Annotated in this window: 22 protein-coding genes; 18 read left to right on the forward strand and 4 right to left on the reverse strand. The window is 69.4% G+C overall.

Annotation, left to right across the window (positions count from 1 at the left end):
• The first annotated feature begins 15 nt into the window (after nucleotides 1-15).
• The 5 genes from HUA74_RS22660 (at nucleotide 16) to HUA74_RS22680 (ending at nucleotide 3,878) form a co-directional block, all read left to right on the forward strand.
• Nucleotides 16-1,365 (forward strand): universal stress protein, encoded by a 1,350-nt coding sequence (locus tag HUA74_RS22660; RefSeq protein WP_174456178.1) that lies wholly within the window; start codon nucleotides 16-18, stop codon nucleotides 1,363-1,365.
• A gap of 153 nt (nucleotides 1,366-1,518) precedes the next feature.
• The gene (locus tag HUA74_RS22665) at nucleotides 1,519-2,106 is read left to right on the forward strand and encodes a Fis family transcriptional regulator (protein ID WP_141646633.1); all 588 of its coding nucleotides are present in this window, start codon (nucleotides 1,519-1,521) and stop codon (nucleotides 2,104-2,106) included.
• Between the two features lie 113 nt (nucleotides 2,107-2,219).
• The gene (locus HUA74_RS22670; protein WP_174456179.1) at nucleotides 2,220-2,753 is read left to right on the forward strand and encodes an O-acetyl-ADP-ribose deacetylase; all 534 of its coding nucleotides are present in this window, start codon (nucleotides 2,220-2,222) and stop codon (nucleotides 2,751-2,753) included.
• Between the two features lie 55 nt (nucleotides 2,754-2,808).
• On the forward strand, nucleotides 2,809-3,285 hold the full coding sequence (locus HUA74_RS22675; protein ID WP_141646635.1) for a hypothetical protein: 477 nt from the start codon (nucleotides 2,809-2,811) through the stop codon (nucleotides 3,283-3,285).
• 140 nt (nucleotides 3,286-3,425) lie between these two features.
• Entirely contained in the window at nucleotides 3,426-3,878 is a 453-nt protein-coding gene (locus HUA74_RS22680) for a hypothetical protein (protein WP_141646636.1), read from the forward strand.
• A gap of 655 nt (nucleotides 3,879-4,533) precedes the next feature.
• On the opposite strand, the gene HUA74_RS22685 is transcribed toward HUA74_RS22680, so the two are convergent.
• Nucleotides 4,534-5,193: an SCO family protein gene (locus HUA74_RS22685; protein ID WP_174456180.1), complete on the reverse strand. Its 660-nt coding sequence runs from the start codon at nucleotides 5,191-5,193 to the stop codon at nucleotides 4,534-4,536.
• 682 nt (nucleotides 5,194-5,875) lie between these two features.
• Between HUA74_RS22685 and HUA74_RS22690 the strand changes: the two genes are divergently transcribed.
• From HUA74_RS22690 to HUA74_RS22710, 5 genes are all read left to right on the forward strand, one after another.
• Complete coding sequence (locus tag HUA74_RS22690; protein WP_174456181.1) at nucleotides 5,876-6,079, forward strand: hypothetical protein; 204 nt, start codon at nucleotides 5,876-5,878, stop codon at nucleotides 6,077-6,079.
• Nucleotides 6,076-6,873 (forward strand): cytochrome c oxidase subunit II, encoded by a 798-nt coding sequence (locus HUA74_RS22695; RefSeq protein WP_371817291.1) that lies wholly within the window; start codon nucleotides 6,076-6,078, stop codon nucleotides 6,871-6,873. The genes HUA74_RS22690 and HUA74_RS22695 overlap by 4 nt, the downstream gene beginning before the upstream one ends.
• Nucleotides 6,870-8,615, forward strand: a complete 1,746-nt coding sequence (locus tag HUA74_RS22700) for a cbb3-type cytochrome c oxidase subunit I (RefSeq protein ID WP_174456183.1) — start codon at nucleotides 6,870-6,872, stop codon at nucleotides 8,613-8,615. The genes HUA74_RS22695 and HUA74_RS22700 overlap by 4 nt, the downstream gene beginning before the upstream one ends.
• 64 nt (nucleotides 8,616-8,679) lie before the next feature.
• On the forward strand, nucleotides 8,680-9,342 hold the full coding sequence (locus HUA74_RS22705; protein ID WP_174456184.1) for a cytochrome c oxidase subunit 3: 663 nt from the start codon (nucleotides 8,680-8,682) through the stop codon (nucleotides 9,340-9,342).
• Between the two features lie 20 nt (nucleotides 9,343-9,362).
• The gene (locus HUA74_RS22710) at nucleotides 9,363-10,340 is read left to right on the forward strand and encodes a cytochrome c (RefSeq protein ID WP_174456185.1); all 978 of its coding nucleotides are present in this window, start codon (nucleotides 9,363-9,365) and stop codon (nucleotides 10,338-10,340) included.
• Here the strand turns inward: HUA74_RS22710 and HUA74_RS22715 are convergent.
• Nucleotides 10,309-11,109 carry an acyl-CoA desaturase gene (locus HUA74_RS22715; RefSeq protein ID WP_141646642.1) on the reverse strand — a complete coding sequence of 267 codons (801 nt, stop codon included), beginning with the start codon at nucleotides 11,107-11,109 and terminating at the stop codon, nucleotides 10,309-10,311. The two genes, HUA74_RS22710 and HUA74_RS22715, sit on opposite strands and share 32 nt — an antisense overlap.
• Before the next feature lie 64 nt (nucleotides 11,110-11,173).
• A complete protein-coding gene (locus HUA74_RS22720; RefSeq protein ID WP_174456186.1) occupies nucleotides 11,174-11,506 on the reverse strand; it encodes a hypothetical protein in 333 nt (110 codons plus the stop codon).
• 407 nt (nucleotides 11,507-11,913) lie between these two features.
• Here HUA74_RS22720 and HUA74_RS22725 point away from each other — a divergent pair, with 407 nt between their 5' ends.
• From HUA74_RS22725 to HUA74_RS22735, 3 genes are all read left to right on the forward strand, one after another.
• Complete coding sequence (locus HUA74_RS22725) at nucleotides 11,914-13,566, forward strand: HAMP domain-containing sensor histidine kinase (protein WP_174456187.1); 1,653 nt, start codon at nucleotides 11,914-11,916, stop codon at nucleotides 13,564-13,566.
• Between the two features lie 156 nt (nucleotides 13,567-13,722).
• On the forward strand, nucleotides 13,723-15,156 hold the full coding sequence (locus HUA74_RS22730) for a hypothetical protein (RefSeq protein WP_174456188.1): 1,434 nt from the start codon (nucleotides 13,723-13,725) through the stop codon (nucleotides 15,154-15,156).
• Between the two features lie 132 nt (nucleotides 15,157-15,288).
• Complete coding sequence (locus HUA74_RS22735; RefSeq protein ID WP_141646645.1) at nucleotides 15,289-15,714, forward strand: nuclear transport factor 2 family protein; 426 nt, start codon at nucleotides 15,289-15,291, stop codon at nucleotides 15,712-15,714.
• A gap of 5 nt (nucleotides 15,715-15,719) precedes the next feature.
• On the opposite strand, the gene HUA74_RS22740 is transcribed toward HUA74_RS22735, so the two are convergent.
• Nucleotides 15,720-17,498: a GAF domain-containing sensor histidine kinase gene (locus tag HUA74_RS22740; protein WP_174456189.1), complete on the reverse strand. Its 1,779-nt coding sequence runs from the start codon at nucleotides 17,496-17,498 to the stop codon at nucleotides 15,720-15,722.
• A 564-nt stretch (nucleotides 17,499-18,062) separates the two neighbouring features.
• On the opposite strand from HUA74_RS22740, the gene HUA74_RS22745 reads away from it, so the two are divergent.
• The 5 genes from HUA74_RS22745 to HUA74_RS22765 all read left to right on the forward strand — a co-directional run bounded on the left by HUA74_RS22745 (nucleotide 18,063) and on the right by HUA74_RS22765 (nucleotide 22,494).
• Nucleotides 18,063-18,716, forward strand: coding sequence for a hypothetical protein (locus HUA74_RS22745; protein WP_246137581.1), 654 nt, complete (start codon nucleotides 18,063-18,065; stop codon nucleotides 18,714-18,716).
• Nucleotides 18,717-18,778: 62 nt separating this feature from the next.
• Nucleotides 18,779-19,357 carry a YceI family protein gene (locus HUA74_RS22750; RefSeq protein ID WP_141646648.1) on the forward strand — a complete coding sequence of 193 codons (579 nt, stop codon included), beginning with the start codon at nucleotides 18,779-18,781 and terminating at the stop codon, nucleotides 19,355-19,357.
• Entirely contained in the window at nucleotides 19,354-20,160 is an 807-nt protein-coding gene (locus HUA74_RS22755; protein WP_141646649.1) for a Rieske 2Fe-2S domain-containing protein, read from the forward strand. Before HUA74_RS22750 ends, HUA74_RS22755 begins: the two co-directional genes overlap by 4 nt.
• Nucleotides 20,161-20,389: 229 nt before the next feature.
• Nucleotides 20,390-21,193 (forward strand): hypothetical protein, encoded by an 804-nt coding sequence (locus tag HUA74_RS22760; protein ID WP_371817294.1) that lies wholly within the window; start codon nucleotides 20,390-20,392, stop codon nucleotides 21,191-21,193.
• Entirely contained in the window at nucleotides 21,190-22,494 is a 1,305-nt protein-coding gene (locus HUA74_RS22765; RefSeq protein WP_371817292.1) for a kelch repeat-containing protein, read from the forward strand. Before HUA74_RS22760 ends, HUA74_RS22765 begins: the two co-directional genes overlap by 4 nt.
• The last annotated feature ends 65 nt before the right edge of the window (nucleotides 22,495-22,559 follow it).

Below are 22,559 nucleotides of genomic sequence, written 5' to 3' on the forward strand. Positions count from 1 at the left end.
GCGAGGAGGGCGGCCATGGCCATCGTCTGTGCGAGCCCGCTGATGGCGCGGGAGTCCCGGGAAGTGGAGGTCGCCGCGGCCCTGGCGGCCCGGCTGGGAGAGCCGCTCCTGCTCGTGGGCGTCATCGACGGCGAGCCGCTGACGGAGGCCACGCGCCCGGAGGCCCAGCGGCACCTGGAGGCGCAGGCGGAGCGATTGGAGCTCCCCCCGGGCCGGGTGAGCTGCCGGGTGCGCTCGGACACGGACGCGGTGCTCGCGGACGAGGAGTGCCGCCACTCGCGCTGGGTGGTGGCCGCGGCGGAGGGCTGGCGCACGTCGGCCTGGCGGCGCGCGTCGCTGCCGGAGCGGCTGGCGCGCCATGGCTGCGGCCCGGTGCTGTCGGTGCGCCGCGAGGACGCGCTGGTGGACTGGCTGCGAGGCCGGCGGCGCCTGCTCGTCGTGGTGGGCGTGGATCCGCTGTCCCCCACCGCCGACGCCGCCGTGGCCTTCCTGCGCGAGCTGCGCCGGGTGGGGCCGTGCGACGTGCTGGCCACCTACGTGTGCTCGCCGCTGGAGGAGCGCGACCGGTTGGGCATCCACACCCCCGTCCACGTGGACCTGCTGGAGCCCCAGGCGCGGGACATGGAGGCGTTGGACCCGGCGGTGGAGACGGTGCTGCTGCGCGAGGTGCGTGAGCAGGTGGGGGACTTGCTGGGAGAGGGCGGCGTGGAGGTGGTGCTGGAGCCGGGCTTCGGCAGGCCGGCGGACCACCTGCTGCACGTGGCGCTCTCTCGCGGCGCGGACCTCGTCGTGGTGGGCATGCGCGCGCGCGGCGCGGTGAAGCGGCTGTGGCACGGCTCGGTGTCGGCCGGGGTGCTGCGCAACGCGGAGCAGGCCGTGGTGTGCGTGCCGGACGTGCTGCGCGAGCCCCGGCATGCGCTGCCGCCGCGCAGCGTGCTGGTGCCGGTGGACTTCTCCGACGCGTCCGAGCGCGCCATCGCCCAGGCCCGCTCCCTGGTGGGGCCGGGCGGCCGGGTGCACCTGCTGCACGTGCACCGCAAGCGCCTGGGCGAGACGGGGGGCTTCATGGACCACTACGGCGTGCTGCCGGAGCCTCCTCGCGAGCGCGAGGTGATGCTGCGACGGCTGTGGGAGCTGGTGCCTCGCGACGAGGGCGCCCAGGCGCTGCGCTGGAGCGTGGAGGGCGTGACGGGCGAGGACATCGCGCAGGCCATCTGCCAGGCCACCGAGCGCGAGGGCGTGGACCTGGTCTGCCTGGGGACGTCGGGGGAGCCCTCGCGGGAGCCGGACGCGCTGCCCGGCGCGGTGGCTCGGGAGCTGGTGGCGCGCTGCCGCCGGCCCGTCATGGTGGTGCCCGGCACGTGACACGTTTGAGACAGCAGTTACTCAGGTACACATGAAAGGGTTTTCAGGTGGGTCGCTTCGAGCCCCACCTGCCAGGACACGTGGCCCGTTGAACGGGAGACCCGATGGGGCGCTAGAATCCCCGCACCACGCATCACAGCAGGGGGTTTGCCGGTGACGCTCAGTGGTTACCGAGAAGAAGAGCTCGTCTGCAATCGTGCCTCGCTCATCATCCATGGCGGCACGGAGGAGGAGCGCCGCAGCTGGGCCCAGGAGGCCGCGCGCAACTTCGACGTGGAGCTCGTGGAGGTGCGACAGGCCACGGACCTGGCCGCGGCGCTTCGCCAGCGCAACGGCGTGTTGTTCATCCCCGATGCCGCCAAACTCGGGCGCGACGCGCAGGGGCTCATCCTGCGCTGCCTGCAGATGCAGGAGGAGCGCCCCAAGGTGGTGGTGGGGGTGTCGGGCGCGGCGGACGCGGCGCTCTCTCGCGGCACGCTGCGGGAGGATCTGCACTACCGCCTGCACCAGGCGCAGGTGGACCTGCAGAAGGACGGCATGCGGGAGCTGCTGCGGCGGCGCTGGGCGCTCCAGTCGGAGCAGCTCGCGCTGAAGGCCGCCGCTGCGAAGGCCGTCGCGGAGTCGGAGCGCGAGGCCGCGGAGGCCCGTCGCCCCGGCTCGGTGACTCGCACGCTCCCCAAGGCGCGCAAGCCGGTCTCCAGCTCGCGCAAGCCGGCGTCCCGCAACCTGTCGCCTCGCTGAAGGGCGCGAGTGCGCGCTTCTCGCGCGAGGGGCCTTTGTCCCCTCGCGCCGTCGTCAGTCGAGGCGCGAGGGCCCGTCGGCGCCCGGCCCACTCGAAGACGCGAGGAGACCCCATGTCGCTGGAGCTCATCCGAGGAGACATCACCCGAGTCGACGCGGACGCCATCGTCAACGCGGCCAACAGCTCACTGTTGGGCGGCGGAGGCGTGGATGGCGCCATCCACCGCGCGGCCGGTCCGGAGCTGGTGGCCGAGTGCCGGCTCCTGCACGGCTGCCCCACCGGACAGGCGAAGGTGACGCGGGGCTACCGCCTGCCCGCCCGACACGTCATCCACACCGTCGGCCCCGTCTGGCGCGGCGGCACCCATGGCGAAGAGGCCACGCTGGCCCGGTGCTACAAGAGCGTCTTCGCCCGGGTGTCGGAGCTGGGGCTGCGCTCGGTGGCCTTCCCTTCCATCTCCACGGGCATCTACGGCTTTCCCATCGAGAAGGCCGCTCCCGTGGCCCTCCGGGAAATCCAGGCCGCCCTGGCCCGACTGTCACATCTTGAGAAGGTGACAGTGGTGCTCTTCTCGGAGGCGGACCTGGAGACGTATCAGCGCGCGCTCGAGGGGCTCCAGGGGGCCCCGGGGGGCGAGAATGTGTGAACGAGGAAAACTGGGCTAGAGTTTCGCCCACGTCCTTTCTTCGTCGGAGCATCACATGTCTCAGGAGAATGCTTCCCCCAAGCCCAAGCGCGGGCTCAAGCGGCCCATCGAGGTGGTTCGCGCCGAGCTGATGAGCGACGCGGACACCAAGAAGATCGCCGCGGCCGTGAACATGAAGCTCGAGGACTACGTGGAGCTGGTCCTCAAGTACGCGCAGGACAAGGACCTCGACCCGGAGCTGAACATCGTCCCGGACGAGGAGCTGAAGAAGAACGGCATCACCCCGCTGACGTCCGACGAGGCCGCGGACCTCCTCATCCGAGGGATGAAAGGCGAGCTGCCCGGGTCGGCTCCGGACTTCGACAACTCCAAGTTCGAGCAGAAGGCCGCGGGCGGGAAGCCCTCGCTGGGCGCGCCGGACGCTCCGTTGCCGCCGTCGACGCCGTCGGCCCCCTCCACGGGGACCCAGGACGCCGCGGCGCGGCAGGCGATGTTGGATCAGATCAAGCGGGGCGGTGGCGGCCGGGCCTGAGGTCCGGCCCCCTGGGCTGGAAAGCGGAAGAAAATCCGACGGAAATTCTGGCGGAAACTATTCAGCCGCTCTGTCGAGAATCACTGTGAGTCTTCTCTCTCCCAAACTTCCGCGTCCCCCGCGAACTCTGAGGTGTCACCATGGGCCTGTTCAATCTGAATCCCGCGAAGCTGTTCAAGGACGTCCTCAAGGGCATTGGCTCCGCGGCGGAGAAGGTCGGCGGCCTCGCCGGTGGCATCGCGAAGTTTGGTGAGAAGCTGCTGGGCTTCCTGAAGAAGCCGGCCTCGGAAATCATCGAGCCCATCACCAACAAGATCAGCGAGCAGATCAACAAGATCCCCTACGTGGGCAAGTTCCTGGCCCCGGTGGTGGACGGCCTGCTGAAGCAGGGCGTGACGTCGCTGGTCGGCGAGGGCCCCATCGGCGGCATCGGCGCGCTGGCGAAGGCCACCTCGAAGATCGAGGACGTGACCAAGGTCGCCGAGCAGGTTCGCGCCGGCGCCGAGAAGGTGGGCGCGTGGACGGACAACGTCCTCGGCCAGCAGAACGTGCAGAACATCATCGCGCAGCGCCACGCCTCCTTCATCGAGTAAGGCCTCGCGCCCCTGGCGCGAAGATGTGGCAAGCCCGAGGGCCGGCCTTCCGCGAGAGCGGGGTCGGCCCTTCGGCTTTGCGGGGTACGGGAGGCTGGGTGTCCCGCGGCGAGATGAATGAGCACCGAGGGCTGGCCTTCCGCGAGAGCGGGGTCGGCCCTTCGGCTTGCCCATGCACGTGTGGCTGGAGCGGTGGTTCTCGTCGGAGCAACAGGTGAGGGGGCTGAGGCCTGGTTTGTCACAGGGCCAGGGCTTCAACAGCTCCTGCCCGGGACGGGCTTCCGTTCTGGAAGGTTCGGGCCAGGACTGGCGACGATGGAGTGAGTCCGCCTCTGCGCGGCTCTACCCTTCATGGAAGGAGGCCACATTTCAGCCACTTGGCCGGAGCCAGGCTCAGTGGCTGCTCCTCGTCACGGCGAAGCCGTCCCCCAGTTCGCGTGGCCGGGCACTAAACCTGGGTGAATAGATACCCAGTCGTGATCCTCGCCCCTGAGGGGAAATCCATACTGGCAGTATGGACTTTTGAGAGCTTTTTTCTCGGCTTCTAAGGCGGTGGATCACGCCCGTGCGAAGCGGTGTGGCGCTGCCGCGAGAAGTTCCCGGGGAGGGGCGTGGCGCGCCCTGTGGATCATCCCGGCCCGGGTTTCGGTGCGGGTCAGCCCTCTTCGCGGGCGAGGCGCTTCACGTCGCGCAGGAGCCGGTCGGTCGAGTCGCTGTCGGCGCTGTCGTAGTAGCCGCGAATCTCTCCGCGCGAGTCGACGAGGACGAAGTGGGTACCGTGGAAGATGGAGAGCAGGTCGTCCTCGGCGGCGCCGGCCTCACGGCCCATGCTGACCTTGAAGCCCTGGACGATGGTGTCCTTGAGCACGTCGTAGTCGCCGGTGAGGAAGCTCCAGCGGGCGAAGTTGGCGCCATGGAGCTGGCCGTATTCGGCGAGGCGCTCGGGCGTGTCGTACTTCGGGTCGACGGAGAAGGAGACGAGTTGGAGGTTCGGGCCGAAGGAGTCGGTGCTCGTCTGCACCTGCGCCATCTTCCGAGTGAAGGCCGGGCACACGGTGGGGCAGCGGGTGAAGATGAAGTTGGCGATGAATGGGTGGCCCTTGAGCTGGGCGTTGCCGAAGGGCTTGCCGTCCTGGCGGGTGAAGGTGAAGTCCGGCAGGGCGCCCAACTGGGGCAGGGGTTCATTGCCCGCGCGCATCAGGTTGACGGCGGCGACCGAGGCGAGTCCCAGGGCGACAACGGCGAGACCGGCCCAGAAGCCGGGGCGTTGCGTGAGACGGGCCGGGGGGAGCGCGAGAGGGGAGTCGGCGGACATGGCCCGGACCTAACGAAAGGACTGGGAGGGCACAAGCGCGTCGGAGGGACAGGGGTCAACCTGCCTACTCGCGAGGTGTAGCCGGCAGCAGGCCGCCCCGAGGGCAGGCGGGCCCGGGGAACGCGGACGGGGCCGTGGCTTGAGGCCTCAGGGTCCGCGTGCTAGCCGGGAGAGCGGTGATGACTGGCGAGAGCGCTCCACTCCGAGTCGACGAGCCGCGTCCCGCTTTCCGGGGCGAGGGATGACGGGGCGCATGTCACTCGACGCCGCCGTGTCCTGCCATCCTGAGCGAGAAATGGATGGGCGCATGTCACTCGATGGCGCCGCCTCCCACGTTTCGGAGCGAGGGGCGGATGGGCGCATGTCACTCGATGGCGCCGCCTCCCACGTTTCGGAGCGAGGGGCGGATGGGCGCATGTCACTTGATGGCGCCGCCTCCCACGTTTCGGAGCGAGGGCTGTGTGGGAGCAAGCTACTCGACGACGCCGTGTCCCTCCTTCCGAGTCGAGAGCTTCGAGCGCGCATGTATCCAGTCGGAGCAGCTGCGGCGATTCCCATAGAGAGCTCCACCTCGCGGCGACGAGGCGCATCCGTTCTTTCAACGCGAGCGATGCGTGTGAGCGAATCAGGCGAACTCCCCCTCCAGGCGCCAGGCACCGTGTTCCACTTCGCAGCGGGAACAATGCGCGGGACCTTGTCGCTCGCCGGGCTCCTCCTGGCTCTCCTCCCCTTGGACGTGCTCGCCTGTGCGACGTGCTCCCTGCGCGAGCCCGAGTCCGCGGTGCGCTCCGCGCTCCTGGTCGTGGGGTTGATGCTCACGCCCTTCCTGGTGGTGGGCGTGGGGCTATGGGCGGTGCGGCGCGCGGGCCGGGAGGATGGCGCGTGAGCACGTCCGTCGAGGAGAAATCCCAGCCATCGTCGGACACGCCCACGAGCGCGAGGACGCTGGCGCTCCCCGAGGACGCGAGTGTCGACGGGCATCGCATCGACGCACTGCTGGGTTGGAGTCATCGCTTCGAGGCGGGCATGGCCGCCCTCGCGCTCGGGTGGATGGTGGTGGCGGTGTGGCGCTTCCGAGGCTCGAAGCGAGCAGCCTCGGACGGAGGCACGAAGCGCTCTCGCGCGTGGGTGCTCGGCCTGGCGCTGAGCACGTTCCTGGTGGTGGACGGAGCGCTGCTGGTGGGCTCGGAGGGCTACCTGCGAGATGTGCTGTGGAACCTCGACGTCCCCGCGAAGGACCCGCGCACGGTGCGGATTGAAATCAACGCCCACCAGTGGTCCTGGGAGGCGCGCTACGCGGGCGAAGATGGCCGCTTCAACACACCGGACGACGTGGTGACGTGGAACGACCTGCGCGTGCCAGCGGGAGTCCCTGTCTGGGTGCAGCTGGTCTCCACGGATGTGGTGCACGGCTTCTCTCTGGCGAACTTCCGCGTGAAGCTGGATGCGATTCCGGGGCGCGTGAATCAGACCTGGTTCCGTGCCGCGCGCGAGGGTGCCTGGGAAGTGGCCTGCTATCAGCACTGCGGCACCAGTCACTACCGCATGCGCGGCGAGCTGCGAGCCCTGTCCGCGGAGGCGTATGCCGCATGGCTGCGCGAAGCAGGAAGGCAGGCCGTGCAGGCATACGACGCGGATGACAGCGCGGCCCACTGGGGCTGGGAGTGGAAGGCGCCGTGAGTCTTCTCTCGCTCGACCACAAGGACGTGGCGCGGCGCTACCTGTGGAGCGGGCTGGGCTTCCTGTTGCTCGGAGGACTGCTGGCGCTGGCCATCCGCTGGCAGTGGGCCTGGCCGGGGCGCCCGGTGCCTGGGCTCGCGTGGGCACTGCCCGAGTCCCACGGCGCGTTGACGCCTCCCACGTACACGGCCGTCTTCACGATGCACGGCCTGGTGATGATCTTCTTCGCGGTGACGCCGCTGCTCTTCGGCGCACTGGGGCACTTCGTGTTGCCGCTGGCCATCGGTGCACGGGGGCTCGCCTTCCCGCGACTCTCGGCGCTGGGCTACTGGGTGTACGCGCTCGGGGGCGTGTTGGTGCTGGCCTCGTTCGCGGTGCGGCTCGGGCCGGCGAGTGCGGGCTGGACGGCGTACCCACCGCTGTCGACGTCGGCTTTCACACCCGGATTGGGGCAGACGCTGGTGACGGTGGCGGTGTTGTGCGCGGGGATTTCGGCCTTCACGTACGGCTTGAACTTCGTCGTCACGGTGGCGCGGTGCCGAGCGCCGGGGATGACGTGGGGCCGACTGCCGCTGACGGTGTGGGGACTGTTCTTCGCCTCGGTGCTGAACGTGGTGTTCGTGCCGGTGCTGGCCGCTGCAACAGTATTGCTGTTGATGGACCGATTGCTGGGCACGCAGTTCTTCATCGCGGGCGCGGCGGCGGTGGGTGGTGGTGGAGACCCGGTGGTGTACCAGCACCTCTTCTGGCTGTTCGGCCATCCGGAGGTCTACATCCTCATCCTGCCCGCGTGGGGCATGGTGGGGGACCTGGTGGCGTTCTTCAGTCGCAAGCCCGCGCATGGCTATCGACTGACGGCGGGGGCCATGGGGACGGTGTCCGCGCTGAGTGGACTCGTCTACGCGCACCACCTCTTCACCAGTGGCATGTCTCCATTGCTGGGCCGCACGTTCATGGTGCTGACGCTGCTCATCTCCCTGCCGGCGGAGGTGATGTTCCTCAACTGGCTGATGACGCTGTGGCGAGGCAGCGTGCGGCTGACGTCGCCGATGCTCGCGGCGCTGGCGACGATGGTGGTGTTCGGACTGGGCGGAATCACGGGGCTCGCGCTGGGCGCGGTGGCCACGGACGTGCCGTTGCACGGGACGCTGTGGGTGGTGGGGCACTTCCACCTGACGATGGGAGCCGCGAGCTTCCTGGGCCTGTTCGCGGGTCTCTACTTCTGGTTCCCGAAGATGTTCGGCCGCGCGCTGCACGAGGGACTCGCGAAGGTGCACGTGCTGTCGAGCGCGGTGCTGTTCCTCGGCGTGTTCGGCGGGCAGCTCGCGGCGGGCTACGCGGGGCAACTGCGGCGGCTGTATGACCCGTACCAGTACACGTACCTGAAGCACCTGTTGCCGTTGAACCAGTGGACGACGGTGTGCGCGTTCCTGCTGGGCGCCGCGCAGGGGGTGTTCGTGGTGAACCTGGTGTGGACGTTGCGTCGAGGGCGAGCCGCGGAAGCGAACCCGTGGCAGGTGGGAACGCTCGAGTGGACGTGTGCATCGAGCCCGCCCGGCGAAGGCAACTTCACCCAAGTCCCCGTGGTGCTGCGCGGGCCGCATGCGCTGTCGCAGCCGGAGGTGCTGGAGCAACTGGGGCGCGACTGGATTGGACAGGCGGAGGTCCTGCCAGGTGTGGCCCGAGAGGGTGCCGGTGAAGAAGCACTGGCCACGGCGTCCACCGTGAGGAGTGTGACATGAGCGAGCGCGGACGGAGTCCAGCCGAGCACCTGTCGAACCCTGCACGAGCCCCCAGGTGCGCGACATGAGCGCGGAGCGCAAGCCGGCGGTGGATGAGCCCCGCTCCTCCGAGTCGGAGACGCGCGCCGATGCCACTCCGCCCTCGAGGTCTCAACCTCTCGGCATGACGCCGCTGACTGCCGCGAACGACGCCCGCACGGAGAACGCGAACGCGGAGGGAACAGCATGGCTCGGCACGGTGCTGGGGCTCGCCGCGTGGACGATGTTCTTCGCCTCGCTCGCCTTCGCGGTGGGCTGGTATCGGATGCGCGAACCGTGGCCCACGCTCCCCGTGTCCCTGTTGGGACTGAGTCTCACGGGGCTCCTGCTGCTCGTGGGGAGCGCCGTGCTCCACCTGGGCCTCTGTCGGCGCGAGTCACGGTGGCCCGCGAGGTGTGCCCTGCTCCTGGGGCTGGGCTTCCTCGCGCTCCAGGCGATGTGGACGCATCAGGCCTGGTGGACCGAGCACGTGCGCATCCCCGAGGGCGGAGTCTCCGCATCCGCGTTCCACGGGCTCACGGCGCTGCATGCGCTGCATGTGCTCGTGGTGACTTTCAATCTCTTCCTCGTCTGCTGGCGCCACACGCGCGGCGCGGACGTGCGAGCCTCCTTGCGTCGTCACGTGCTGGGCTGGCACTTCGTGACGGCGATGTGGGTGCTCCTCTTCGTGGCGGTGTACCTCCCATGACTCCTCGCGGAACGTCCCGTGTGAACACCCTTCGCGCCCTGACGGTGTTGTTGCCGCTCGTGCTCACGGGCTGTCGCTCGAAGAGTGCTCCCACCTTCGAGCCCCTGAAGCTGGCGGACGGCCGAGTCATCCCAGCGGAGACGCTCACGCGCGGGCACTCGGTGTACACGTACTACTGCGCGTCCTGTCACGGAGAGCTCGGTGACGGACAAGGGCCCGCGGGGCGTGGGATGAGGCCCGTGCCGCGCAGCTTCCGTCAGGGCCTCTTCAAGTTCGGCGGCGTCGCGGTTGGCGAGTTGCCCACGGACGATGCGCTGAAGCGCACGCTGCGTCGCGGCCTGCACGGCACGCCGATGTTCGCGTGGGACGTGCCCGACGCGGACCTGGACGCGGTGCTGCAATACGTGAAGACCTTCAGCCCGCGCTGGAAGGAAGAAGTCCCCGGCAAGCCCCTGGCCATGTCGACCGACCCGTGGCGGGGCCGAGACGCGGAGGCCATCGAGCGAGGCCGGGTCGCCTACCACATCTCGGGCGCGGGGAACGCGGGCTGCTCGAGCTGCCATGTCGCGTACCTCCCCCGCTCGGAGCTGGCCGCGCTGCTGAAGAAGGCGCTGGGTCGCGACGTGGACCTGTCCAAGATGGACCCCTACACCGCCCTGGCCCGCGAGTCGGACCACCCGGTGGCGGTGGACGCGAAGGGCGAGCCCACGAAGACGGAGAAGGTGCTGCCTCCAGACTTCCTCTTCCAGCCGCTGCGCACGGTGTGGCCGGTGGGAGACACGGTGGACGGCTCCACGTACACGGCCGAGCGCCAGCGCGAGGACCTCTACCGCGTCATCTCCTCGGGCGTGGGGGGCGCGGCGATGCCCACGTGGAAGGGCGCCATCCCCGAGGAGAACCTGTGGGCGCTCGCGTACTACGTGCAGACGCTCGTCGTGCTGCGCGACACGGACGCGGCCGATGAGCTCAAGACCCGACTGCGAAGCTCGGCTCAGTGAGTCGTTCCCGAGGGCGCACGGGCGCCACGTGTGCATCTTCCGTGGGGACGCGCGCGAGCCGGATGAGCTTCAGTCGGGACAACAGCCGCATCACCTGCCATGTGGGGTCCAGCTCGAAGCGTCGCGCGGCGAAGTCAGGGCTCGCGGGCCGGGCATGGTGGTTGTTCTGGAACAGCTCGCCCATGCACACCACGTCCATGGGCAGCGTGTTGCGTGACGCGTCCCGGCTCGCGAAGTTGCGATAGCCGTAGCGGTGTCCGCACCAGTTGACGATGGCGCCGTGCACCGGCCCCATCACGAAGTGCGCGGGCAGGAGCGCCCAGTGCCACCGTCGCGTGGCGAAGCGCCGATAGAACAGCGTGTAGAGCGCGCCGAAGCCCAGTCGCGCGGGCCAGCTGTTGAAGACCTTCTCGAGCGCGGGCCACTCGGGATAGCCCCCGAGGAAGCGAGCCTCCGGCTGGATGCGCCGCGTGAGCAGGCCCGCGTAGCGCTGGGCCGTCCGCAGCATCATGCGCAGGGGATTCTTCTGGTGCGCGGGCGAGTGGGGGTCCTTCTCGGTGTCCGCGTAGGCGTGGTGCTCGCGGTGGAGGATGGCGTAGGCGCGCGGGTCCAGATAGCTGGAGCCCTGCACCAGCGCGGTGCAGAGGTGGAGGGCGCGCTCGGTGCGAGGCCGCATCGTGTACATGCGATGCGCGGCGTAGCGGTGCTGGAAGAGGCTCTGGAAGAGCACGCTCAGCGTCCAGTGTGACGCGAAGAATAGGTAGACCATGCAGGGTCAACCTCGGGTCGTGTCACTCCCCTGTCAGACCTGTCCCGAAACAGACATTGAGGGTTCATTCCCGCGCGAAGTTGGGTGGCTGGACAGTGGCTCGGTTGGCGCCACCCTCATTCGTCCATACGTCCTGGTCCGGCAGGTGGTAACGCCAGTGGGAGCGCGTGCTCGCGGGAGTCGAGCGTGACGTCATCTTCGCATCGCCAAAATCCAGCAGACGCAACAGATTCTCCTGAGGACTGATGCAGTAGGAGAACCACAGCCCGCCGAGCAGCAGGTGGTGGTGTCCAGCGTTCAGTCCTCCGATGTCGCTCCGGGTCGGTCCGCCGTCGTTGGAGTCGTGTGTCATCGGAGCCTGCTCCGCGAGGGTGACCAGATGCAGGGCGACAGTCATGCGGACCTCGTTCGGCAGCCGCCAGTACGCAGGATGGAGGTGGGCGGGAATATCGACGGTGTACGAGCGCATGGCGGGACCTCGGCGGCCCACCGCGCGCTTCGCGGGGAAGGTCAGCTTGAAGGGATGGGGATGGACATGTTGAAGGTAGGCATTGAAGAGGCAAGGTGCGCGCTCCGCTCGTCCTGGAGTCGTGGGGCTCGCTCGTGGAGCAGGGCACACGGCCTCTCACCGTGCGCTCGTCTCGAGGTACGTCGAGCAAGACTCGGGGATGCTCACACCGGTAGGCAGGAAGCCGACGGCCCGCCTTCCTCCCCACTCACTCCCCCAAGGCGAGCCAGCGGGCACATCTCCTGGGAGATGAGAGGTGGTGTGGCATGCATGCTTCGAAACGACGGGGACTCATCATGAGGCGCGTCGCGGATATCATTCGCGAGCACCAGGACGACATCGTCCGCCTGTGGACCGCGAAGGCGACCCGTGCCGCTTCCGCCCGTGGGCTGGATGAGCCCGAGCTCAAGAACATCATGCCGACCTACCTGGCCTCGCTTTCCAGCGGCGAGCAGTTGGGCTCCCCCACCGCGACCCGACGAAAACACGTGGAGAGCCACGTGGCCGCGCGGCTTCGCCAGGGGTTCCACGTGGCGGAGGTCGTCGAGGAGTTCGCGCTCCTGGGGCGGTGCATCTCCATGATGTGGGCCACGGCTCCGCGAGAAGAGCGGCCGGATGTCGCGGAAGTCGAGCAGCTCTTCAGCGAGCTGCATGGCGCCTCGGCGGCCGTCATCGAACTCTTCAGCGAGCACCTGCAGGACGACGAGCAGACGGAGAAGCGCTACCTGCGGCTCATCCAGAAGGTGGCCAGCGAGGCGCTCGAGGTGGAGGCGGCCTCGTTGCGAGAGCGCCTGACGGAAGTCCTCGAGCTGGTGATGGAGGCCCTGGGTGCCCAGGGTGCGCTGCTGCTCCTGAACGAGACGGAGCAACGCAAACTCATCATGGTGGCCTCCGCGGGAGTCGCGAAGGAGGCCCTGGCGAGATACGTCCCCGCGCTGGAAGCCATGCCTCTCGCCGCGCAGGTCTCCGAGTCGGTGGACGACCCGGGCCTCTCCCCGGAGGACGCCGAGGCCACCACGCTCGAGGTGAACGAAGACCTTCGTCGGAGCGATGTCCAGGCGCTGCTCGGGCTTCGGCTGGCCACGCATCATGCCCTGATAGGCGTCATGTGCGTCGGCATCTCGACGGCTCGCGACTTCACGGCCCGGGAGCGACGACGGCTCGAGTCGCTGGGAGAGCAACTGACGGTCCACCTGGACAACGCGAAGCTCTACTCGGACCTGCGCGCGAAGGTGGCGGCGCTCCAGTCCGAGCGTGAGCTGCGAGAGCGCTTCGTCTCCGTCCTGGCTCACGACCTGCGGGGGCCGCTGTCCGCGGCGAGGGTCGGCGCACAGCTCATCCTCCGGCGCCCGGAGATGCTGGATGAGCGGCGGGAGCTGGCCCGGCGCATCGACCAGAACATCGCGCGCACGGACCGGATGGTGACGGACCTGCTCGACGCGAACCGCATCCGGGCGGGCCAGCGCATCGCGCTCCAGCTTTCGCCTTGCGACCTGGATGGCATCGCTCGCGAGGTCATCGAGGAGCTGAGCACCGCTCATGGCGAGCGCTTCCTGCTCGAGGCGACGGAGCAGGTCCGGGGCAACTGGAACGCGGACGAGCTGCGCCGCGCCCTCTGGAACCTGGCCACCAACGCGGTGAAGTATGGCGCGTCCGACGCACCCGTCACCCTCACCGTCTCGAGGACCGAGCAGGGCGCGCGCGCCTCCGTCCACAACGTGGGCCGGATGATTCCTCGCGCCGAACAGGAGCAGCTCTTCAAGCCCTTCTCGCGCACGCGCTCCGCGCAAGCGGGGCTCGCGAAAGGTTGGGGGCTGGGGCTGACCCTGGTGTGGGGCTGTGCCCAGGCCCACGGCGGCAAGGTCATCGTGGAGAGCGAGGATGCCGCCGGGACGACCTTCTCCCTGGAGCTGCCGCCGGACTCGGCGCCCTACCAACCCCGGGCGTGACGCGGGCGGACGGCTCGCAAGGGCACGTCCGCCTCGGGAGATTCCGCGTCCGCGACTCGCGATGCCCCGTGCTGGAGTACGCGTCCGCGCGTCTCGGAGCACGGGGTTGGTGTGTCGGATGCAGTGGGGCCGGCGGTTCCTTCCGGAGAGAACCCCATGTCCCGAATCGACGCCTCAGGCGGCACGTCCCTTCCCCTCGACACCCTCGCCGACGCGGTCCCCACGCCGTCACTCCCACGCACGCCGACCGCGCAAGCTCGCAACGAGGTGAGCGCCTACGATGGCCCCTCCAGTCGAGCGTCCCCCCGAGGCGCGGAGCCGTCGCCTGGAGTCGCGGGCCCGACGGTGTCGGCCGGAGCGCTGGCGGCCCTGGGCGGAAGGCTGCGCGCCCCCAGCGCGGAGGTCCCCTCGGACGTCTCGTCGGAACTCCAGGCGCGGCTGACGCGCGGCCTCGGGGACTGGGCCGTCAGCGACACCGACGTGAAGACGGTGCACACGTTGCTCGGACAGCTCCCGCCCGCGGCGTACCGGGCGACGCTGGACTGGATGGAGCGTGAGGGGCTCCTGAAGACGTTCCTCACGGAGCAGGACCCCGGCGCCCGCGAGTCCTTCCTGAAGCAGGCCGAGGCGAAGGGGGTCCTCCAGCGACTCGCGGGAGAGCCCGCGTCGGGGCCCCTGGGCTACCCGGGCAAGCCGGAGTTCCTCCGCAATGACGCCGCGTTGCCGGAGTCCCTCAGGCACGCCGTGAGCGAGCACGCCGTCGCGGCGGGGAGGGCGTTCCACGCGGCCCACGCGGCGTACCTGGGGCGCTACGCGCAGGCGGTGGAGGACGCGCCGGGCCTGCCCGAGCTGCGCAAGCTCGGGGCGCCTCGGGACGCGCGACTGCCCGACTCGGTGCTGGGCCTGGACCGGAGGGACCCCGAGAGGGAGGCGTATGCGAAGCAGTGGCGGCTGGCGGTGGGCGCGCCGACCTCCACCAACTGGGTCTATCAGGCCATCAATGCCCGCCAGCGAGCGCTCCTCGGAGAGCGCACGGGCGGCACCCTCGCGCTGAAGGGCAAGGCGGAGCTGACCCAGGGCAACCTCAAGCTGGGGGGCGAGGCGCAGGTCGACTCGCGCGGCAAGGTGGACCTGAAGGGCTTGAGCGGGGTGGAGCTGAAGGGCGGGCCGGTGGGCCTGAAGGTCACGCAGGACACGAAGGGCGGATTCCAGTCGGAGATGAAGCTCGATTTGGGGCTCGTCAAGGTGAGCCAGGTCTCGGACGGAGAGCTGAAGGTCTCGCTCGGCGTGGGCAAGCTCGCCGGGAGCTACACGACGCTCAACCTGAAGGAAGCGCGGTTCGGAGGGGGTGTCTTCGCCCAGGTGGAGGAGGCGGGGAACAAGGCGGAAGTGCGGCTGGGCTTCGACATGAAGGGGCTGACGGCCCAGCGCGCGAAGGAGGCCGTGGACCGCCAGCACGTGGGCCTCTTCGACGAGCCTCCAGAGCTGGGACGGGGCCAGTCCTGGGACGCGCTGCCGGAGTCGAAGCGCGAGCGCTATGTCCGTAACGGCTGGAACCGCGAGGAGTGGACGCGTGCCCAGGGCGCGTGAGCGGCAGGTGCGGCCGGCCACCCCGGCGCCCGCCCGCCGGGCAAGGGAGGAGGCTGGAAGCAGGGCACCTCGGACGCCGCATGCGCACCCTTTTTTGCGGAAGTCCCCCATTCAATTCGAGTGAGGCAGCGGATGGCGACGGAGCGAGCGGAGCGGTTCGTGGAGGCACTGTCGAGACTGGAGGAGAGCGGCGACCTGGAGGGCCTCATCGAGCTCTTCAGCGACGATGCGCGCGTGAGCAACGTGGCCTCGTCGCGGGTCTTCTCCGGCAAGGAGGGCGCGCGTCAGTTCTGGCGCGAGTACAAGGGCACGCTGCGCCAGGTGAAGTCCACCTTCCGCAACATGATTGAGGCCGGCGACAGGGTGGCGCTCGAATGGGAGTCCCAGGGCACCGCGCACAACGGCGCGGCCGTGGCCTACGAGGGCGTCTCCATCCTCGAATGGGACGGAGAGCACATCCGCCGCTTCTACGCGTACTACGACCCGCACGCCCTGGGCACGGAGCTGGCGCACGGAACCGCGCGACGCTCGGAGGTCCCCGCCACCACGCCGGCATGATTCCGTCAGGCTGACTCGGGCGTCCGGGGCAGCTCCACCGTGACGGTGGTGCCCAGCCCCGGCGAGCTCTCCAGGTGGATGTGCCCGCCATGGGCCTCCACCACCTGCCGGGAGAACCACAGCCCCAGGCCGAAGCCGCCGTAGTGCCGCAGCGGCACCGCGCGGCCGAAGCGCTGGAAGAGGTGCGCGAGCTGCTCGGCCGGAATGCCGATGCCCCTGTCCCGCACCACCAGCCGCGCCAGGTCTCCGGGGATGCAGGACACCTCCACCTCCACGGGCCGCCCCAGGCCGTACTTCAGGGCGTTGGACAGCAGGTGCGTCACCATTCCATCCACGCGGGAGTGGTCCCACCGCCCGGGGACGGCGTTGGAGGCGTGCAGGAAGAGGGAGGCACCCGCCCGCTCGCGCTCCTCGGTGAAGCGCGCCATCACCTCGCGGCACACGTCCACCAGGTCCACCGGCTCTGGCGTGAGGTGCAGGCGGCCCTCGGACAGGTGGGCCACCTCCAGCAGCTCGCGCACCAGCCGCCCCAGCCGGTCCACCTGCTGCACGGCCGACGTGGTGCGTTCGCGCACGTCCCCGTCCGAGGACATCCGCCGCAGTCGCGAGAGCTGGAGCTTGAGGGCCGTCAGCGGCGTGTTCAGCTCGTGGCTGGCGATGGCGAGGAACTCGTCGCGCAACTGCAGCGCCTGCTGCGTCTGGTGGAAGAGGTGCGCGTTCTGCACGGCGGCGCTGGCGCGGCGGGCCAGCTCCACCGCGAGCGCCAGGTCCTCCTCGGTGTGGTGGCGGCCGGACAGACAGTGGCCCAGGGTCAGCGCGCCCAGCACGCCCTCGGGCGTCTCCAGGGGCACGGACAGCCAGGAGGTGGGGGAGAGGGCGCGCAGCAGGGACAGCTGCTCGGGGCCGCACGCGGTGGCCTCCACCCAGGCCGCGTCGATGTCGGGGTGGAAGGCGGGAAGGCCGCTGGCGAGCGCGCAGATGGGCGTGCCCGGGCGCTCGGGCGGGTGCCAGCGGCTGGCGGCGAGCAGGCCCGCGCACTCCGGCGTGGCGGCGTGGAAGGTGCGGCGCACCTCGTGGTCCGGCCCGAGCACGTCGATGATGCAGAAGTCGCCCAGCGTCGGCACCAGTCCCAGGGCCACGCCGCGCAGGGTGTGGCCCAGGTCCAACGAGGTGGCGAGCACCGCGGTGGCGTGCTGGAGCAGCCCCACGCGCTCCACCTGACCGCGCTCGGCCGCGAGCAGCCGGGCCCGCTCCAGGGCCATGGTGGCCTGCTGCGCCAGCATGTCGATGAAGGCGCGCTCCTCCGTGTCGAAGTCGTGCGCGCGACCCCAGATGAAGGCCAGACAGCCCACCGTCCTGTCCCTGGAGAAGAGCGGAAGGCAGGCGATGGACACATCACCGCTCTCGGGACGGGCGGCCTCGGCGGCCTCCGGGAAGCGCACGGCCATGGAGGTCAGGTCCGTTATCCACAGCGGGGCCCGGTCTCGCACGGCCACGGCCACCGGGACGTGGGGGGCGCCCACGGGGACGTGGGTGAAGGCGGCCTCCACCGCGGGGGGGCAGCGCACGCTGTGGACCATCTCCAGGGACGTGCCCGCCGCGTTCAATAGATACAACCCCCCGGTCTGCGCCTCCAGGGTGCGCACGGCCTCCACGACGACGGCGCGGGCGACGTCCTCGGGGGTGAGGGCGGCGGAGAGGGCCAGCGTGAGGGACTGGAGGCTGCGCATGCGCGCGCGCGCGAGTTCGGCGCTGGCACGGGCCCGGCGGCTTTCTGCCAGCAAATCCCCCCCCGGACCCTGTCCTTCGTCGGGTGGTGGCAAGCGGAGGCTGATGGACGAATGCTTCTCCATGCGCGCTGCCCGACGGCGCAGGTGACGCCGCGAGCTCCATGCACTGAAACGCATCCCAGGCCGGATTTCCGGCCCCGGCGGGATGAGTGTCCTGCGGCAGTCAGTCCTCCGCGCGGCCAGTGAACACACCAGCCGCCGGCTTCCGACCCCGAGCCCGGAGGAAGGTGGCTGTCGGACAGACGGCCCCGCCCCTCAAGCGGCTTCCGCTACGCGGAGTGTGGCGCTACCGTCCCGCCTGGACCTTGGAGTCACTCCTCCGGGGTCATCACTGGCACGGAGGTTTCGTTCGGGTCTCCCAAGCAGGCTGTCTCCGGTCGCCTCCGCCTTCTGGCATCGCGTCCACGAAACCCCTGGCCGGTCCCTGTTGCGGCGACTTTGCAATCGGTTCCGGGTTCTTCGTGAGTCACGTCGGCATGATGGAAGCAGGACGCCCGGCACACCCTGAAGCCCCGTCCGCCTCGGCCACCTGCCACGCGCCCTCACGGATACCCACTGATGAACCGTTTCGCCGCCGTCCTCGTCATCCTGTCCTTGCTGTCCACCACCACCGCTCGCGCCCAACAGAAGTCGCCGCCACCCAAGGACGCACCCAAGACGGAAGCGCCCGCCGAACAGCAGCCCGCGGCGGAGGACCCTTCGCTGGACTTCGACCTGCTGGAGCCTGACGAACTGGCGGGTGCGGCCAAGGTGGACCCGGAGCTGCAAGCGCGCCTCGACCGCCGCCGCACCATGCTCAAGCTGCACCAGGGGCTGGGGTTCGCGCTGGCCGCGGGGCTTGTCACCACGACGGTGCTTGGCCAGCTCCAGTTCAACGACTCGTTCCGCGGTGGCGGTGATGACCGCAACCTGCTGGGTCTGCACCGCGGGTTCGCCGTGGGCACCTCCGTCGTGTTCGCCTCCGTGGGCCTCTTGGGCCTGTTGGCCCCCAAGCCCCTGGAGAAGGAGGAGTTCCAGTGGGACACCATCACCTTCCACAAAATCTTCATGTCCATCGCGACGGCGGCGATGGTGGCGCAAATCATCCTCGGCATCATGGCGACGGACCGGTATGGACGGCTATCGGAGACGGACCTCGCCACCGCGCACCAGGTCGTTGGCTTCACCACCCTGGGCGCGGTGTCGGCCGGTATCTTCACGCTGTTCTTCTGAATCTTTTCGCCCGCGTGCCGTTGGGCATCGGGTGGGCTGACATTGATTTTCTGGAGATGGACATGACTGTTCGACGACTGGCGCTGCTCACCACCCTGCTTGTCTCCCTGCCTGCCCTGGCCCAGGGCACGGCGAAGGCGTATGCGCTGAAGAAGGACGCCAGCACCCTCACGTACCGACTCAATCACCCGGCGCACAAGGTCGTCGGCACGGCGAAGCCCATCGCCGGCAAGGCGAACCTGAAAGCGGACGGCACGCTGCAGGTGATGGTGGTCGCCAACGTGAAGGACTTCGACTCGGAGAACCAGAACCGCGACATCCACATGCAGGAAGTGACGGAGGTGGCCAAGTACCCCACCGTCGAGTTCAAGGGCGCGGCCACGGGGGTGACGGTGCCCACGACGTTCCCGACGAAGGTGCCGGTGACGCTCAAGGGGCAGCTCGACTTCCACGGGGTGAAGCAGAAGGTGGAGGTGCCGGTGACGGTGCTGTTCAAGTCGGCCACGGAGGTGACGACGGATGGCTCGTTCACCGTCAGCCTGGAGTCCTACAAGATTGAGCGTCCCTCGCTGCTGATGGTGAAGGTGGACGACGAACTCGTGCTGGAGCCCAGGCTGGTGTTCGAGGTGGAGAGCAAGTGAGCACGTCGCGAAGAGGTTTCTTGAAGGGCATCCTCGGCACGGGCGCGGCGGGTGCGGCGGCGACGGCGCTGCCGGGCTGCGCGCCGGACATCGACCCCGCGCCGGTGACGGACGTGTCGGCCAGTGACGCGGGCACGGTGGACCTGTTGGTGTCGCGCTATCCGGACCTGGAGCGCGTGGGCGGGGCCATCACCGTGCGAGTGGCGGGCGAGGACACGCCGCTGCTCGTGACGCACGCGGCGCGGGACGACTACTCCGTGTTGTCGTCGCTCTGCACGCACGCGGCCTGCCCGCTGGGGTTCGACGGCCGGGAGGTCGTCTGCCCGTGCCATTTGTCGAAGTTCAATCCGGCGGATGGCTCGGTGACGCAGCGGCCGGCCACGGTGGGGCTGCGCAAGTTCGCCTCGCGGTACAACGCGGGGACGCAGGTGCTGAGCATCGACCTGCGCGCCGGAGAAGATGGCTTCCCGTCGGCGGTGGGCGGCGAGGTGCGCCTGCCTTTCGCCGAGTTCCCCACCCTGCGGGACAACGGCAGCGTGGTGGAGGGCGTCCCGGGCGGCTACGGCAAGCGCATCTTCGTTTTCCGGCTGGCGGACGGCTCGCTGTCCGCGGTGGACGGGCTGTGTACGCACCAGGCCTGTGAGGTGACCTCGCGGCCGGCGGAGCAGGACCTCATCTGCTTCTGCCACAACTCCATCTTCACGGCGAAGGGCGAGGTGACGCAGGGCCCCGCGGTGCTGCCGTTGAAGAAGTTCACCGTGACGGAGACCCCAGACGCGGTGGTGGTGACGGGCGTGCAGTGACGCTCGGTGGGCGACCTTCTCTCTGTCGGTGAGAGGGTTTGCACCGGAGGGCCTCGCGGGTTTCCACGAGTGTGGGGACTCACGAGGCCCTTGACGTTTTCGCTCGCGCCGAGAGCGAGTGGGGCCTCTTGTACCCCTTGGACAAATCGAGCATGGATCTCCCGGGAAAATGGAATCCATGCCGACCAACCGGTTTTGTCCGAGGCTGTCCTGGCGAAGTGGGGCCTGGGTGTGGGGCTTGTGGCTCGGGCTTCTGGTGCTGCCATTGCGTGCGAGGGCGGAGATCTCCCCCGACGTGCGGCGCTACCTGCTGTCCATCAACCGGCTCATCGAGGACCTGGCGTATGAGCGGGCGCTGGAGCAGATCGCTCGCGCGAAGAAGGTGTCGAAGGGCCCCGAGGACGACGTGGCGGTGTCGCTCTACGAGGGAGTCACGCTGGCGGAGCTGAGTCAGGGGCGGCAGGAGGAGGCGGACGCGGCCTTTCAGGCGGCCCTCTTCCTGAATCCAGACGCGAAGCTGCCGCTGACGGTGTCGCCGAAGCTGCGCAAGCGCTTCGAGGCGGTGCGGCAGAAGGTGTTGAAGGAGCTGGCGTCGCGAGGTGAGCGCCCGGACGCGTTGAAGATGGACGTCCCTGAGTCCCCGCAGCCGGTGGTGCGCGCTCCCGTGGTGTCTCCCGCACCGGTGGCGGAGGTGGCCACGGAGGGCTCCTCGCTGCGAGAGCGGGCGTGGATGCCGGCCGTCGTGGGTGGGGTGTTGGCGGTGGGGGGCGGGGTGATGTGGTTCCTGGCGTCGAAGGAGCAGGGGAAGCTGGATGGGCCGTCCGAGGACATCCGCACGGAGAAGGATGCGCGTGCGGTGGCTTCGCGGACGCGGTCGCTGCAGTCGGTGGGCGTGGGGCTGTGGGTGGGTGGAGCGGTGGGCCTGGGCGTGGCGACGGGGATGTACCTGCTGGGGGCACCGGAGCCGGGCCCGCTGGCGCTGACGGTGGGGACGGATGGCACGTCCGCCTTCGTTGCCGGGAGGTGGCCGTGAGGTCGCTGGTGCGCATCATGATGGCGGTGCTGGTGGCGGCGGGGTTGCTTGGCATCGCGTCGTGCATCGACGTGGATGGCGCGACGAACAAGTGGTGCCGGGAGAACCCGGGGATCTGCGACGACGACGCGGGCGATGCCGGTGACGCTGGCGATGCCGGTGACGCGGGTGATGCCGGTGACGCGGGCGATGCCGGTGACGCGGGTGATGCCGGCGACGCGGGTGATGCCGGTGACGCGGGTGATGCCGGAGGCCCCAGGCCGACGGGCTGGTCGACTCTTCAGACCATCCCGGTGCCTCGCTCCGGTCATACCGCGACGCTGCTGGAACATGGCGGTGTGCTGGTGGTGGGTGGGCGCGTGGCAGCTGACTCGACCACCGACACGGCGGGGCTGTATGAGCCGTCCACCGGCGCATGGACTGCGGTGGGCCCTCTGACGACGCCTCGCATGGACCACACAGCGACCCTGCTTTCGGATGACAGGGTCTTGGTGGTGGGTGGAAGCCAAGCCCCTGGTAACGATTTGGCCAGTGCCGAAATCTACGATCCGAGCACCAAGACCTGGTCGTCCGCGGGGACGATACCCACGGGCAAACGCTCGGCGCATGCCGCTGTCTTGCTGCCCTCGGGCCAGGTCCTGGTGGTCGGAGGGGGAGAGAACGCGGGTGGCGGACTGCTCACCACGGCGCTCTACACCCCGACGGCCGGCGCAGCGGGAACCTGGGTGGATGCGGGGACGCTGGCGGTCGGCCGTAACACGCTGACCGTGAGCCTGGTGAATGGGGTCGCTCTGGCGGTCGGCGGCTACAACAATGTCGGGGCCGAGAATTCCACCGAGACCTACCTCCCGGATGGAGGATGGCAGCCCATCCAGCGGTCGGTACTGGGCGTCGGACGACAGGGACACACGGCGACCTTGCTGACGTCAGGAAAGCTGTTGGTCGCTGGCTCCAAGGTCGGCAACACCGCGGTGCTCTTCGACCCAACTCAGAGCACGTGGTCCAGCGCGAGCAGCATGTCGGTGCCACGCTTTGGCCACACGGCCACCCCCCTGGCGGGGGACAAGGTGTTGGTCGCCGGGGGATTTTCCAACGCGCCCGAGACCGCGGCTCACGGCACGGCGGAGTTGTTCATCCTGGACAGTCCGGCGGGACGCTGGACACAGGCCGGAAGCATGTCGACCTCTCGGGTGGGCCATACCGCCACGCGCTTGGGCACGGGAGAGGTGCTGGTGATTGGCGGCACGGACGTCGAGGGCGGTGGAAATCTGCTCAACACCGTCCAGCTCTACACCCCGTGAGGTCCCACCGGGCCCGCCGCCACCATCGCGGCGGGCCTGCCGGTACGAGGATGGTCATCCCCATC

The organism is Myxococcus sp. CA051A (assembly GCF_013336705.1).
Taxonomy (GTDB): domain Bacteria; phylum Myxococcota; class Myxococcia; order Myxococcales; family Myxococcaceae; genus Myxococcus; species Myxococcus llanfairpwllgwyngyllgogerychwyrndrobwllllantysiliogogogochensis.

What these genes read in the sequence shown, in the direction of transcription:
- HUA74_RS22745 (WP_246137581.1), top strand. Translation starts at nt 18,063, where the DNA reads ATGAACCGTTTCGCCGCCGTCCTCGTCATCCTGTCCTTGCTGTCCACC.
- HUA74_RS22715 (WP_141646642.1), bottom strand. Translation starts at nt 11,109, where the DNA reads ATGGTCTACCTATTCTTCGCGTCACACTGGACGCTGAGCGTGCTCTTC.
- HUA74_RS22720 (WP_174456186.1), bottom strand. Translation starts at nt 11,506, where the DNA reads ATGACTGTCGCCCTGCATCTGGTCACCCTCGCGGAGCAGGCTCCGATG.
- HUA74_RS22670 (WP_174456179.1), top strand. Translation starts at nt 2,220, where the DNA reads ATGTCGCTGGAGCTCATCCGAGGAGACATCACCCGAGTCGACGCGGAC.
- HUA74_RS22690 (WP_174456181.1), top strand. Translation starts at nt 5,876, where the DNA reads ATGCGCGGGACCTTGTCGCTCGCCGGGCTCCTCCTGGCTCTCCTCCCC.
- HUA74_RS22685 (WP_174456180.1), bottom strand. Translation starts at nt 5,193, where the DNA reads ATGTCCGCCGACTCCCCTCTCGCGCTCCCCCCGGCCCGTCTCACGCAA.
- HUA74_RS22680 (WP_141646636.1), top strand. Translation starts at nt 3,426, where the DNA reads ATGGGCCTGTTCAATCTGAATCCCGCGAAGCTGTTCAAGGACGTCCTC.
- HUA74_RS22675 (WP_141646635.1), top strand. Translation starts at nt 2,809, where the DNA reads ATGTCTCAGGAGAATGCTTCCCCCAAGCCCAAGCGCGGGCTCAAGCGG.
- HUA74_RS22660 (WP_174456178.1), top strand. Translation starts at nt 16, where the DNA reads ATGGCCATCGTCTGTGCGAGCCCGCTGATGGCGCGGGAGTCCCGGGAA.
- HUA74_RS22705 (WP_174456184.1), top strand. Translation starts at nt 8,680, where the DNA reads ATGAGCGCGGAGCGCAAGCCGGCGGTGGATGAGCCCCGCTCCTCCGAG.
- HUA74_RS22725 (WP_174456187.1), top strand. Translation starts at nt 11,914, where the DNA reads ATGAGGCGCGTCGCGGATATCATTCGCGAGCACCAGGACGACATCGTC.
- HUA74_RS22730 (WP_174456188.1), top strand. Translation starts at nt 13,723, where the DNA reads ATGTCCCGAATCGACGCCTCAGGCGGCACGTCCCTTCCCCTCGACACC.
- HUA74_RS22750 (WP_141646648.1), top strand. Translation starts at nt 18,779, where the DNA reads ATGACTGTTCGACGACTGGCGCTGCTCACCACCCTGCTTGTCTCCCTG.
- HUA74_RS22735 (WP_141646645.1), top strand. Translation starts at nt 15,289, where the DNA reads ATGGCGACGGAGCGAGCGGAGCGGTTCGTGGAGGCACTGTCGAGACTG.